The sequence below is a fragment of the Archangium lansingense genome (assembly GCF_026626635.1).
GTDB classification, from domain to species: domain Bacteria; phylum Myxococcota; class Myxococcia; order Myxococcales; family Myxococcaceae; genus Archangium; species Archangium lansingense.
The window spans coordinates 5,250,656-5,263,398 of the sequence record NZ_JAPNKA010000001.1 but is presented as its reverse complement, the minus strand read 5'-3'; the positions used below and the strand labels follow the sequence as shown (position 1 = coordinate 5,263,398).

Below are 12,743 nucleotides of genomic sequence, written 5' to 3'. Positions count from 1 at the left end.
TCCGAAAGCAACTCCGGTGCGCTGTGCTGGAGGACTCCTGTACGCCGGTGTGGTGGCGAAGTTCAGCGAGCTCAGCTCGAGCATCGTGAGGAGCCCGCTGAACGCAGACATGAGGTAGTACTTGCGATGGGTGTGCTCGCGCACGCTCGTCCACATCGTGTAACGGCGTCCCCATGCAGATCTGCGTGAGCGCCCGCTCAGGGCTCGGAGAAGCCGCCGCGCACCCACTCGTTGGCGACGTCTCTGTTGAACTTGAAGCTCACGGGCACGCGATGCTTCGCGACAGTCGCGCCAGCGTCGTCGACGGCTGAGAGCAGCGCGTGGGGCTCATACTCATCGGCCACGATCTCGAGCCGAACCTCGTACCAGCGGCCCTCCCAGGCGATGGAGAGCTTCTTGGTCATGGCCTGTTCGCGCTGTCGCGCGGAGCGGTCCAGGACCTCCGAGGCCGTTTTCACGAAGGTCGCGAACGCCGTCGCATCGAAGGGCTTGGGGTTCTTCTTATCGCGGCCCATCACCCACGGACTGATGAGGACGGGCTCGGCGATCCCCTGCTTGCGGATTTCCACGGCCCAGCCGTCGTCCTCCTCGTTCTTGATGACCCTGGCCGTCCAGCCGTTCTTCCGCCAGAACGTGGGCTCCATGACTTCGGGCTCGGCAGGTGTGCGCTCGTCGCTCATGGGTGTTCCTCATACCCTCCGATTGCCATTTGCCAGAGAAGTATCTGCCCCCCTGCGCTATGGAGCAGCTCTCCGGCGAGCGCCGCTACGTGGACCCCATCACCGTGTTCGGCGAGGCCTCGACCGACAAGCTGCGCGAGTCCTGGCACGCCCTCGTGAACTTCCTCCCAGAGCGCGCCCGCCAAGCGGCTTGATGGCGAGCCACTTCCTCCCTGGTTATTTGACCACCAAGGAGGCATACGCTCCTCCCCACGCATGGACGCTGAACCCGCATCGTTCACCGCCCCTATGCCGACCCATCACCGCCGTGGAGAAAGTCACATGCGAACCTTGTCGATGACCTTCATCATCGCCGCCCTCCTGTCGGGCTGTGGCAACCAGCCCCCCGACAACGGGGGCGGCACGCCGCAAGCTCCCGAGGACGCGGGCGTCACGCCGCAGGAGCCCACTGACGCGGGCGTCACGCCGCAGGAGCCCACCGACGCGGGCGTCACGCCGCAGGAGCCCACCGACGCAGGCACCCCGCCCACCGACGCGGGCACCCAGCCCGAGGAACCCCTTCCCAGCGGCCCCCCGGTCCAGACGGGACCTCCCAACGTGCCCGAGTTCGAACCGGCCTTCCCTGGTCAGACGCGCGCCCCGGAAGTCAAATCGAAGACGGCCTTCCAGGTCACCGAGATTGCCTCGGGCTTCAGGAATCCCTGGGCCATCGCCTTCCTGCCCGAGCAGCGCATGTTGGTGACGGTGAAGTCCGGCGCCCTCTACATCGTCACGCCCCAGGGCGCGAAGTCCCCCGCCGTCACGGGTCTGCCGAGCGTGGATGCTCGCGGACAAGGTGGCCTGCTCGACGTGGAGGTCGGTCCCGACTACGCCCAGAGCGGCCTCATCTACTGGACCTATTACGAGCCGCGCCAGGGCGGCAACGGCCTGGCGGTGGCGCGCGCGAAGCTCGTGGACGGTGAGACGCCGCGCGTGGAGAACGTGCAGGTCATCTTCCGGATGATGCCCACGCTCGAGTCGACCCTGCACGCGGGCGGACGGCTCGTGTTCACCCCCGACGGCAAGCTGTTCGTCACGCTCGGTGAGCGCTCCATCCTCGCGGGCCGCGTCCAAGCGCGCGACGTGAAGAGCCACTTCGGCAAGGTGGTCCGCATCAATCCCGACGGCACGGTGCCCCAGGACAACCCGTACCTGAGCAACCCGGAGGCCAAGCCGGAGATCTGGTCGGTGGGCCACCGCAACATCCTGTCGGCGGCGCTCGACAGCCAGAAGCGGCTGTGGATCGTGGAGATGGGACCGCAAGGGGGTGACGAGCTCAACCGTCCCGAGGCCGGCAAGGACTACGGCTGGCCCACCATCGGCTACGGCGAGGAGTACTCCGGCGCTCCCATTCACCAGAGCCCCCAGGGGCCGGGCATGGAGCAGCCCGTGTACTACTGGGATCCGGTGATCGCCCCCTCGGGCATGACCATCTACTCCGGAGACCTCTTCCCCGAGTGGAAGAACAACGTCTTCATCGGCGGACTGGCCAGCCAGGCGCTGGTGCGGCTCATGATGAGGAATGACCTCGTGGTGGGCGAGGAGCGGTTGCTCACGGAGCGCAAGGAGCGCATCCGCGAGGTGGTGCAGGGACCCGAGGGAGCGCTCTACCTGCTCACCGACGCCACCAACGGCAAGCTGCTCAAGCTCACGCCGCGCTGACGTCCCACGTCACCGTTCACGGCGCGCACGCACCATGCGACCCGAGCCGCTCGAGCCTCGACGGGCGGCGGAGGCGCGCGGCGCGCCGTGAGCGTGGCCCCCGCCGAGGCGGTGCTCACCAGCACCACCGCGAGCCACTGCAGCGGGGAGAGGTGCTCGTGCGAACGGAGGGCGCAGGCGCGGCAAGCGGGGCCATCACCCGGTGACAGCGGGAGGCGCTTGAGTTCTGATGGGCATGCCATGACGACTCTCGCCCCCGAGCTCGAAGCGCTCATCCGCCAGCTTCCCAAGGCCGAGCTCCACCTCCATCTCGAAGGCAGCATCCAGCCGGAGATGGCGCTCTCCCTGGCGCGGAAACATGGCATCTCGTTGCCTGGAGCCGCGGAGGGCATCGAGGGGCTGCGGCGCCACTACCGTTTCGCCAGCTTCGAGCAGTTCCTCACACTGTATCTGGCCATCAGCCAATGCCTCGTGGATGCAGGGGATTTCACCGCCATCACCGTCGACCTGGCGCGTGTGCTCGCGGCGCAGAACGTGCGCTACGCGGAGGTAACAATCACACCGATGACCCATGTGGAGCGCGGCGTGCCCGAGGCGGTCTTGCTCGAGGGGCTGGCCGAGGGCCGTGCACGGGCGCACCGTGCGCACGGGGTGGAGCTCGCATGGGTGCTCGACATCATGCGCGACCGCACGGAGCACGCGGAGCCCACGCTAGAACTGGCCCTGCGCGGGCGGGAGCAGGGCGTCATCGGGCTTGGGCTGAGTGGACAGGAGCAGGCCCGGTGGCCGCTGGAGTTCTTCGCGTCGATCTTCTCCCGGGCCCGCGAAGGAGGTCTGCACAGCCTGCCTCACGCGGGGGAGTTTCGTGGCCCCGAGGGCATCTGGGAGTCGCTGCGCTGGCTCGGCGCCGAGCGCCTGGGGCATGGCGTGCGCTGCCTGGAGGATCCCGCTCTCGTCGAGTACCTGGCAGAGCACCAGATCCCTCTGGAGGTGTGCCCGTCCAGCAATGTGGCGCTGCACGTCTGCCCTGGCCTGGAGCAGCATCCGCTTCCGAAGCTGATGGAGGCGGGGCTCTCCGTGAGCCTCGCGAGTGACGATCCACCCCTGTTCTCCACCAGCCTGACCGACGAGTACCTGCGATGCGCGGCCACCTTTGGCTGGTCGGTGGAGACCGTGCTCTCCCTGGCCGCGGCCGCCGTCGAGCACAGCTTCCTGCCCGAGAGCCGGAAGCGCGAACTGCTCACCGCGCAGCGCTCGCTGGTGGGCGGCGGTTGAGCCCGCGAGGGGAAGGCGGCCCTCGATGGGATGGGGGCCGGGGCGGGTGAACGATGTCGTCGAGATGGGATACCTTCCCCGCTACGCAGTAGCTTCGCACTGGATCTCAGGATGACCATGATTGCCACGACGCTCTCCGCATTGGCGGAATTTCCCTCACAGCTGGAGCAATTCTATGACGCGTTTCCGCGCGAACTGACGCGCTGGATACCCGATTCCTGGGAGGGTTGTCCTAGCGAGAACCTGACTGCCCTGGAGCAGATCTGCCACGTGCGTGACATCGAGCTCGAGGGCTATCACGTGCGCTTCAGACGGCTGTTGAACGAGACCGGGCCGGTGCTCGCTTCGCTGGATACCTACGCACTGGTCAAGGAGCGCAACTATGCCGCCGCGGAACCCTCGGCTGTATTTGGCGCGTTCCGCGCGGCGCGCCAGGCGACGGTGGAGACGCTCAGGCCGTTGAGCGACGAGCAATTGCCCCCATTCTTCTTATGCGCCAGCGGCACCCATGAGGCACACCGCGCCAATCACGAGGAGGAGCGTCTGGTTGCCATGGGAGTCACCCGGGCTCCATGAGCTCTGAAAGGGGGCATCGGGCGGCGGGTCCGGGGGGCGCTCCGCCATCAGCCCGGGCAGGAAGCGGACCGCCAGGGCCACCAGGACGATCAGGGCCGCGGCTCGCCGCTTCAGTGCGCGCCTCCATCAGGAACGTCCTGACCGCCTGCATCCACTACGGGCCGACAGTCGTACTCGAGGCACTCCTGCGCACCACCATCGGCCGGGCTCGCCGGGATGGAACAGAAGCGCTCCCAGCCATCCACACAGAACACCATTGGCTTGTCCCTGCGGACAGGCGCCGCGCGCCGTTGCCATGCCGCGTTGGTTCCACATGGCTCCATGCACATCCAACAGCCCTGTAGGTACAGCAGGCACATCCACGAGAGGGCCACCCGAGCGCTGCGGTGGAAATGGAATCGCATTCGTGTCTCGAATCCCACGAAGTATCGGGTGGTGCGGCAAGAGACATCAAGCAGCTGCTCCCTGCCCACTGAGCCTGCCCCGGTTTTGTGGACACACCCAATAAGTCGGCGCTTGCCTCCTCCCCTGATTGGGGGAGTTCTCGTCGTCGAAGTTGACCGCGTCGGCGCCAGTGGCGAGTCGCTTGAGCAGAATGTCGGAACCCCGCCCCAGGCGGGCCTCGTCAATCAGTTCGACCCGACGCTGGTCCAGATACGCCGCATCCTGGAGCGGGCCTGGGAGTGTCGCGAACGCTCCCGACTGACCTTTTCGCAGGGCGGCTTTTCAGCCTTCTCGGCCTCAACCGGCGGCTGCATTTCGAGTATCTCGGGGCGCTGGTGGCGAGCGAGGCGCTGGATCCCGACCACAACGAGAAGGTCCTCGAGGGCCTCCAACGCACCGGCCTGTGGGACACCGCGAGCCGCGAGTATTTCCAGGTCCACGTCGAGCTCGAGCGCGCACACGGCAGCGGCTGGCTGGACAACGTCACCCTGTCCGCGGTGACCGCCGCGCCGGAGATGACAGCCGCCGTGCTCGCTGGAGCCGAGCTCCGGCTCAACACGTGCGCCGACTTCTACGACGCGATGTTGGCGAGTTTCAGGTCCGCGCGCAGCGCGACCGCTGACACGCGGGAGACGCCATGGCCAAGGTAAAGGAGGCCCTCGACCCGAAGACCATTGAGTTCATCGCCGCCCAACCGCTGTTCTTCGTCGGCACCGCGTGCGACGGTCCAGGGGGCCATGTCAACCTCTCCCCGAAGGGCATGCGTGGCACCCTTCATGTGGCTGATGAGCGCACCATCGCCTATCTCGACTACGTCGGCAGCGGCGCCGAGACGGTCGCCCACCTACGACAGAACGGTCGCATTGTCCTGATGTTCTGCGCCTTCGAGGACCCGCCGAGGATCGTCCGGGTCCACGGGACCGGCGCTGCCATCGCCGCATCCACACCAGCGTTCGAGTCATGGCTGGAGCGTTTCCCCGACGCGCCCCACGACGGTGTGCGCGCCGTCATCCTCGTCACGGTCGCACGGGTCTCGCAGTCCTGTGGCACCGGCGTCCCGCTCATGCGGTACGTCGGAGAGCGCGAAATCATCCCACGCTGGGCCCACAACCTGGGCAGCCAACGCCTGGCCGCCTACCGCGGCCGATGGAACCGGACCAGCATCGACGGGCTGCCCTCCTTCGACGAGACGTTTGTGCAATCCGACCCTGATTCTCCCTCACGACCGAAGCCGACAGAGCGCTGAAGAAGAAGCGGAGCGGAGCGCGGTTCATGCCACCCCCTCTACGCCCCTTCGGGCCGCCTACCCAGGGCCCATCCGGGATGCGCTGGGACGCATCCACTCCATCGTGGAGCCGTACGACGCCGCAGCCCCCGGAGAACCCGGCCCCCTGAACCCCGGAGGGGGCGCCGGAGTGTGCGAGGTGGGGGCAACCTGGTACCGCCCTGCCCTGACCCGGGCTACCCCAGCATCCTCCGCACCTGTTTGGAGGAGCGGTGCCACCCTCCGCCTTCGCGACGGAGGGCGCACCTGGTTCATCCTCCGTCTCAGGGAGACGTCGGCTGCACGTAGTACCAGAGGAAGATGTCTCCCGGGTTCGCGCTCAGCCCCAGCGTGATGGTGCACGAATTGCCGCTGGTGGAGAACGACTCACTCGTCTTCGTCCCGTAGGCCGAGTACCAGTTGCACCGGTACCCGGGAGGCGGCGTGAAGGTGAAGCTGCGAGTGCCCGTTCCCAGCGGTACGCCCTGGCCCAGGGTGTCTCCGAAGTAGAAGGACGGTGCCGCGCAATCCCAGCGGGCCGCGCCCAGGTCAGCCTGCGTCACGTTGATGGCGGAGCTGGTGTTGAAGGGCGTGCCGGGGCACGGGCCTCGGGTGAAGCGGTTGGCGCCCGTCATGTCGCTGCCAAAGAGGCCGACCGCGCCGGTCACCTTGTACAGGGCGATGGGCTTCACGAGGAACCAGACGAAGAGCTCGCCTGGCTTGCTCATGCCGACCGTCACCGAGCACGTACCATCGGGGTTCGCGGTGAACGACTCGGAGTCACGCGTGCCGTAGAGCACGTACCACTCGCACTTGTAGGGGCCCGGTGGATCGAACGTGAAGGTCTTCGTGCCCGGCGTGAATGGCAGCTCGCCAAACGAGTACTCGGGGGCGGTGCAGTCCCAGGTCGCCTTGGTCCCGTTGAAGTCGACGTCGATGGTGGAGTTGAGCGCGGTGGCCGTCATGAAGGGCTGACCGGCACAGGGCCCGCGGGTGAGCCGGTTGGCACCCTTCATGTCGCTGCCGGAGATGCCCACGGTGCCGTGCACGCGGAACGTCGACGCCGGGGGCGTCGTCACCGCATCGAGGATGGCTTCCACGACCTCCTGCGCGGTGTCCGCCGTGAACACCCGGCCTTTCGTCCGCGTGGCGAAGAAGGTGGAGGACTCGAGGGTCGCGGGGTCGTCACCGACGACGATGGGGAAGATACGCACCGAGGGCGTGAGCGCGCCCGCGGGGACGGGCTGCGGCCCGGCCGTCGTCAGTGAGTTCGACGCCGGCAGCGGCAGCTGCTCCACATACGGCGCGTAGGCGTGGGAGGTGACCGAGATGGCGGTGTAGCCCGTCTGCACCTCCGGATCGTGCGGCGGCGCGTCGGTGATGTGGATGATGGACTTCGCCGCTCCGTCGCGCCATCCGCCCAGTCCCTCCTCCCGCAGGGTGTTCACCAGCGCAGTCAGCGTGGACTCCGGGGCGTCTCCGCCTCCGTACACGAGGATCCAGTCGGTCTCCCAGCCCTTGAGGACGAACGTCTTGCCGGTGTTCTTGAAGCGGGTCCGCAGGTACTTCGTCAGCTCGGCGTGCTGCTCGGTCTCCCACTGGTTGATGGTCTGCGCCTGCGCCGGATCCGCCGAAGGCGCCTCGATGGGCTGGTTCACGCCCTTGTGGGCCCAGACTCCCACCGGGATTCTCGCGACGGCCGTTTCTCAGCTCTCATGTCCATTCATCTCCTCCGAGGATGCGCGGGAATACACTAGGCGCATCGGGTCTCCAACGTGACATGGGCCTGAAGGGGTAGGTGAGAACCTGCGAGTGCCCGGGTGCTCCCTGGAGAACGTGAGCGCGGCCCGGCGTCTGACCATGACGCTCAACAGCGCTCGGTTTCTGCGAGAGCGCGAAAGCCATCCGAGGACCGGCGTCTTCGCCAGGTCGTAGGAGAAATGCCCACAATCTTGCTGCGCTGGCTGCATTCGGGACAACGCTGCTCATGAGAGTCCCCCGCTTCCGTGGACCCCCCCGATGTGATGGAAAGGTGTTGGATGTCGGAGAGCGAGAAGAAGCAGAGGCGGCAGCGGCGTAGCTTCAGCCCGGAGTTTAAGGCCGGAGCGGTGAAGCTGGTGTTGGAGGGCGGGTGACGCTCTCTTCTGCATCTGGCCGGCGCATGAGCGTCCAGCTTGAGTCGCCTCCCGCCAGGAACGAGCTCTACGTGAAATAGCGATCCACTGTTGCCGTCTTGGCCCACGGGTACTCGATTGGCAGCCACTTCAACAAGAACAGCTTCAAATAGAAGCTCGACTGAAACTTCACCTCACCGATATTGGGATCAAAGAATATCGAAACTCCGCCTGGATACAGGAGAGTGACGACAGCATGGCCCGAGCCCTCGCCATCGAACGAAAGCACCGAGTACAGGCCATCGCCCACGGTTGACACGCCAATCCCATCGGCGAGAGTCAAAATGCCACGTGGGACCAGTTCGTACTCCGTCCTTGCGATGTACGGATTCTTGGGCACGAGCTTGTGCGATCTCATGTACGCGAGCGTCATTGCCATGGGGTTCCCTTTCTTACCCGCCACCTGCACCTCACGCAGGAACTGCAGCTCTTCGCGCAGCGCGGGATCATTCACGTAGAGGTCCTTGACGGAACCGTGCTTGTGGCAACGAATCCAGAGGTGGGACAGTGCCCAGCACACCCCCGCGGCCCCATGGAGCGTATTGCCGTAGATCGCCGTTTGATTCCAGACTTTGGTTGTCCCCGAGTAGGCGCCGACCAACCCTCGGAGGCGAATGTAGTTTTTGAGGAAGACCTCAGAAATGTCCTCAATCTTCTTGTTCTTCTTCGCCAACTCATCCAACACTTGGGCAAAGTGGATCGCCGTCACTCCATCATCGCCCAGCGTCCTGCACTTCTGAACAGATCCAGCAGATGGGGGCATGAAGGGCATCTTCGGTAGCGCGTCCCACCCGCGTCAAGCAACGTGCTGGGCCCGTGGAGGGCGACTCCGCGTCGGCCGGGGCCGCTGGGCCCATTGGAGGTTCAGCCAGGAAGGCGGAGCAGCTGAACGGCATCTTCCAGGCGCTTGCCGACCCTACTCGCCGAGCGGTGTTGAGGCGGCTGGGCAAAGGCCCTGCAAGCATCAGCGAGTTGGCGGAGCCATTCGACATGGCTTTGCCTTCCTTCATGAAACACATCCATCTCCTCAAGGAGAGTGGATGGATTCAGACGCACAAGGAAGGCCGTGTGCGGACCTGCACCATTGAAAAGAAGTCGTTTGCCGCTGTCGAGGAGTGGCTGTCCGAGCAACGCGCCCTCTGGGAAGGCCGTACCGACAGGCTCGAGCTGTTTGTTACCGCCGTTCAGAAAAAGGAAAAATCGAAATGAACCCCACTTTCAATCCAGAGCTCGACCTGACGATATCGCGAGTCATCAAGGCGCCCCGGGCGGCCGTCTGGCGGGCCTGGACGGACCGCGCGAGCTTCGAGCAATGGTGGGTTCCAGCGCCGGCCCGATGCAAGGTTCTGGAGATGGACCTCCGTCCCGGCGGCGCATTCGTCACCCTGCATGCCCCATCCGAGTGGCTGCTTTCTCGCCGTTGACGAGCTCGAACGCATCGTCTTCACGAATTCTCTGGTCGGTGGCTGGAGACCTGCCGAACAGCCCTTCATGACCGCGATCATTACGTTGAAGGATCATCCGATGGGCACCGACTACGTCGCCCACGTGATGCACAAGAGCAACGCCGATCGAAATACGCACAAAGGCATGGGCTTCTACGATGGATGGGGCACCGTCACGGAGCAGCTCGCCAAACTCGTGGAAAGAAAGCCGTAGCGACTCCATGAGAGCCGAAGGGCCCTGGGTGCATGGGCTCGCTCGACGGCCTCCTCCCTTCAGCGCTGCCCGTGCCAATCGTGACGGGTCTGGGGAGGAGATCATGGAACAGGTACAGAGCGAGCGGGAGATCATCAACCTCGAGCACGCCTACTGGCGGGCCATCCAGGAGCAGGATGTCGACGCGGCGATGGAGTTGACGGACGAGCGCTGCGTGGTCACCGGGGCACAGGGATACGCGAGCATCGACCGTGACCAGTTCGCACAGATGATGAAGAGCGAGCGGTGGCAGCTGCACCGGTACGAGCTTCTCGGCGAGCCCGCGGTGCGCTTCCTCAGCCCCGACGTGGCCGTCGTCGCCTACAAGGTGAAGGAGGACATGAAGGTCGAGGGAAAGCCACTGACCCTCGAGGCCGCGGACGCGTCGACGTGGGTGCGCCGGGACGGAAAGTGGCGGTGCGCGCTGCACACCGAATCGCTCGTCGGAGATCCCTTCGGTCGTGACCGCGTCTCGAGGGCGCCGACGGACGAGCCAATCGCCGCGCAGGATGCGGTCGCCAACCTCGCGGTGAAGGATCTGAGCAAGGCGAGGAAGTTCTACGAGGAGACGCTCGGGTTGAAGCCCGTCCACGAGGAGGGCGGCGAGTTGGTCGTGTACCAGAGCGGAAACACGACTCTGAACGTCTACCGCTCGAACTACGCAGGCACCAACCAGGCCACGGCGGTCACCTGGACGGTGGGTAACATCGAGGAGGCGGTGAAGGAACTCCAGTCCAAGGGCGTCACCTTCGAGCACTACGACATGCCCGGCATGCGGCTGGAGGGCGAGCTCCACGTCTCACCCGGGATGAAGGTCGCCTGGTTCAAGGATCCGGACGGGAACATCCTGAACCTCATCAGCCCCGAGGGCAGTCAGTAGACCTTCAGCTCATCAAAACACCCAGCCCGCCCCGCTCACGGCTTCCGGCGGCGAAGCGCGGTCATCGCGGCCAGCAGCAGCGCTCCAGCCCAGACACCCGCGCCCGGAGCGCTTCCGCACCCGCAGCCCACCGCTAGCACCAGGGGCGGGAGCACGTCTGGCACCAGACCGCCATCACGCCCCTCCCCCGTCACTCCCGCGTCGGGGTTCGTTCCCGCGTCGGGATTCGTCCCCGAGTCAGGGTTCGTTCCCGCGTCGAGCGACCCTCCGTCCTCCGCTCCTGCGTCGGGGTCCGTTCCCGCGTCGGTCGTCCCCCCATCCTCCTGCTGGGCCACGACCGTGAAGCTCACGGGTGCAGAGGGGAGGCTGTGAACACCAAAGAGCTCCGTGGAGGCATGCAGCGTGTGAGCGCCAAGAGGGAGGACTCCAGGGACGTCGTACGAGAAACGTCCGTCCGCCACCGTCTGGAGTTGCGTCAGGAATACACCATCGAGGAAGAGAAACACCTCCTGGTTGCTCGTATGAGCCCGGCCCTCGATGCGGGGCCCTGGCCCCACCTGGGTGGCGCCATCCACGGGCAGCGTCAGCACGGGCGCGGGGGGCATGCCAAAGGGCATGGGGAAGGCCTGCTCGAAGCCGACTGACATACCACTGTCCACGCTGTCGGGACCGGCCCCGTGCGTACCGCCATCCGTCGCCGTCCGGCCCGGTGCCCCAGCGAATACCGAGCGTGAACACACAATGGACTCTCCCTGGAGGAACACCACTCCCCCTCCCCCTCCACCGCCCGGTCCGAGCGGATAAGCCGTCTCGCTGTTGTCGCCGCCCGCGCCGCCCGGAGCCTCCGCCGCACCACACTCCAGCTCCTCCACGGTCCGGATGGAGATGGCACCACCCGCGCCCCCTCCACCCGCGCCATCGTCTCCTGGCGTCGGGGGCGGAGTGGCACCCGCCGCACGGAAGCGTCCCACGCCCCGCACCTCGTTGGCGCGGATGAGCATCAACCCACCTCCGGCCCCGCCTCCTGTTCCCATATCGTTGTTGCCCTCCCCCGCTCCACCGCCGCCGCCCAAGGCGAGGTGCTCGTAAGGCAGGTACAGCACCTGGGCGCCACCCAGGCCCCCTACGTTCCGCTCGTTGTCTTCCGGCGCGGAGCGTCCACCGTTACCGCCGAGCCCCGCGTGCCCGCCGCCCGCACCGCCCGAGTTGTGGCAGATGCCTCCTCCACCTCCATTGGCCAGGTTGCCACGCCCGGACGCCGTTCCGAAACGGCCAGCCGCCACGCCCTCTCCCTTATAGGCGCCACCGCTGCTCACCGGTTCATTGAGGCCTGTGCACCCCTTGAGGTCCGCGTGAGAGAGAAAGGCACCGCCGCGAAAGCCCGCTCCATCCACGCTGATGAGCCCATCATTGCGCAGACGCCCGGTGACCATCACGGCGAGGATGCCGCCCACTCTCCCATTCCAGGGCGCGGCGAGCAGCGAGGCTCCCGAGCGCACCTCCAACTCGCTGTACTCGGGAACCCAAACCACCTGCGACAGATTGGCTGCATGGGAATACAGCAAGGGCGCGGTGAGAAGGAGCACGCCCGGTAACACCGAGGCCACCCGTGCGTACTCGAAGCGGCCCACCCGGCTGCCCATGAGGACGAGGGGGTCCTGTCTGCCGGAGTCCAGCACGGACAAGCCCGTGGACTGGTGGACGAGCACCAGGTCTCCCGCGGCGAAGCCCTTGGAGTCCAAGACCGTCAGCCCGGTCGCGCCCACGTTGGCATCGCCAATGAGGGGCGTGTAGCGATTGACGACGAGGCTCCCGCTATCGATACGCAGGGAGCCGGTCTTCCCCGTTCCCACGCCAAAGGTGTCCGGTTCGGCCCAGCCGCGAGCGGCCACGAGAAGCACGAGCAGGAAGAAGAAGGTCCGCATGGCGGCATGCTACTCGAAACCACCCGCTTCGAAGCAGGAAGGCGCTCTCTCGGGACGGGTGACAGTCCGTCACCCCTCGCCCTGCTTCCGAGTCAATCCGTCACGATCCGGCCCGCCATCGCCAGA

At 66.2% G+C, this 12,743-nt stretch carries 14 protein-coding genes; 10 read left to right on the top strand and 4 right to left on the bottom strand.

Annotated features, from left to right (window positions below; genetic code table 11):
• Positions 1 to 197 precede the first annotated feature (197 nt).
• Positions 198 to 680, bottom strand: coding sequence for a hypothetical protein (locus OV287_RS21605; RefSeq protein ID WP_267535933.1), 483 nt, complete (start codon positions 678 to 680; stop codon positions 198 to 200).
• A 59-nt stretch (positions 681 to 739) separates the two neighbouring features.
• On the opposite strand from OV287_RS21605, the gene OV287_RS21600 reads away from it, so the two are divergent.
• From OV287_RS21600 to OV287_RS21575, 6 genes are all read left to right on the top strand, one after another.
• Positions 740 to 874, top strand: coding sequence for a hypothetical protein (locus tag OV287_RS21600; protein ID WP_267535932.1), 135 nt, complete (start codon positions 740 to 742; stop codon positions 872 to 874).
• Between the two features lie 127 nt (positions 875 to 1,001).
• On the top strand, positions 1,002 to 2,381 hold the full coding sequence (locus OV287_RS21595; RefSeq protein WP_267535931.1) for a PQQ-dependent sugar dehydrogenase: 1,380 nt from the start codon (positions 1,002 to 1,004) through the stop codon (positions 2,379 to 2,381).
• 240 nt (positions 2,382 to 2,621) lie between these two features.
• Positions 2,622 to 3,656, top strand: coding sequence for an adenosine deaminase (gene add / locus OV287_RS21590; protein WP_267535930.1), 1,035 nt, complete (start codon positions 2,622 to 2,624; stop codon positions 3,654 to 3,656).
• Positions 3,657 to 3,767: 111 nt separating this feature from the next.
• Positions 3,768 to 4,232 carry a DinB family protein gene (locus OV287_RS21585; RefSeq protein WP_267535929.1) on the top strand — a complete coding sequence of 155 codons (465 nt, stop codon included), beginning with the start codon at positions 3,768 to 3,770 and terminating at the stop codon, positions 4,230 to 4,232.
• A gap of 683 nt (positions 4,233 to 4,915) precedes the next feature.
• The gene (locus OV287_RS21580) at positions 4,916 to 5,326 is read left to right on the top strand and encodes an iron-containing redox enzyme family protein (RefSeq protein WP_267535928.1); all 411 of its coding nucleotides are present in this window, start codon (positions 4,916 to 4,918) and stop codon (positions 5,324 to 5,326) included.
• On the top strand, positions 5,314 to 5,922 hold the full coding sequence (locus tag OV287_RS21575) for a pyridoxamine 5'-phosphate oxidase family protein (protein ID WP_267535927.1): 609 nt from the start codon (positions 5,314 to 5,316) through the stop codon (positions 5,920 to 5,922). Before OV287_RS21580 ends, OV287_RS21575 begins: the two co-directional genes overlap by 13 nt.
• A gap of 302 nt (positions 5,923 to 6,224) precedes the next feature.
• Here the strand turns inward: OV287_RS21575 and OV287_RS21570 are convergent, their stop codons facing one another.
• Positions 6,225 to 7,622 carry a hypothetical protein gene (locus OV287_RS21570; RefSeq protein WP_267535926.1) on the bottom strand — a complete coding sequence of 466 codons (1,398 nt, stop codon included), beginning with the start codon at positions 7,620 to 7,622 and terminating at the stop codon, positions 6,225 to 6,227.
• A 520-nt stretch (positions 7,623 to 8,142) separates the two neighbouring features.
• The gene (locus tag OV287_RS21565; RefSeq protein ID WP_267535925.1) at positions 8,143 to 8,877 is read right to left on the bottom strand and encodes a YopT-type cysteine protease domain-containing protein; all 735 of its coding nucleotides are present in this window, start codon (positions 8,875 to 8,877) and stop codon (positions 8,143 to 8,145) included.
• Positions 8,878 to 8,930: 53 nt separating this feature from the next.
• Here OV287_RS21565 and OV287_RS21560 point away from each other — a divergent pair, with 53 nt between their 5' ends.
• The 4 genes from OV287_RS21560 to OV287_RS21545 all read left to right on the top strand — a co-directional run bounded on the left by OV287_RS21560 (position 8,931) and on the right by OV287_RS21545 (position 10,692).
• Entirely contained in the window at positions 8,931 to 9,323 is a 393-nt protein-coding gene (locus OV287_RS21560; protein ID WP_267535924.1) for an ArsR/SmtB family transcription factor, read from the top strand.
• Positions 9,320 to 9,538, top strand: coding sequence for an SRPBCC domain-containing protein (locus OV287_RS21555; RefSeq protein ID WP_267535923.1), 219 nt, complete (start codon positions 9,320 to 9,322; stop codon positions 9,536 to 9,538). Before OV287_RS21560 ends, OV287_RS21555 begins: the two co-directional genes overlap by 4 nt.
• Positions 9,504 to 9,773 (top strand): SRPBCC domain-containing protein, encoded by a 270-nt coding sequence (locus OV287_RS21550; RefSeq protein WP_267535922.1) that lies wholly within the window; start codon positions 9,504 to 9,506, stop codon positions 9,771 to 9,773. Before OV287_RS21555 ends, OV287_RS21550 begins: the two co-directional genes overlap by 35 nt.
• 103 nt (positions 9,774 to 9,876) lie before the next feature.
• Positions 9,877 to 10,692, top strand: coding sequence for a DUF4440 domain-containing protein (locus OV287_RS21545; protein WP_267535921.1), 816 nt, complete (start codon positions 9,877 to 9,879; stop codon positions 10,690 to 10,692).
• Positions 10,693 to 10,727: 35 nt separating this feature from the next.
• Here the strand turns inward: OV287_RS21545 and agmC are convergent, their stop codons facing one another.
• Positions 10,728 to 12,617 (bottom strand): adventurous gliding motility protein AgmC, encoded by a 1,890-nt coding sequence (agmC, locus tag OV287_RS21540; protein ID WP_267535920.1) that lies wholly within the window; start codon positions 12,615 to 12,617, stop codon positions 10,728 to 10,730.
• Positions 12,618 to 12,743: the final 126 nt, after the last annotated feature.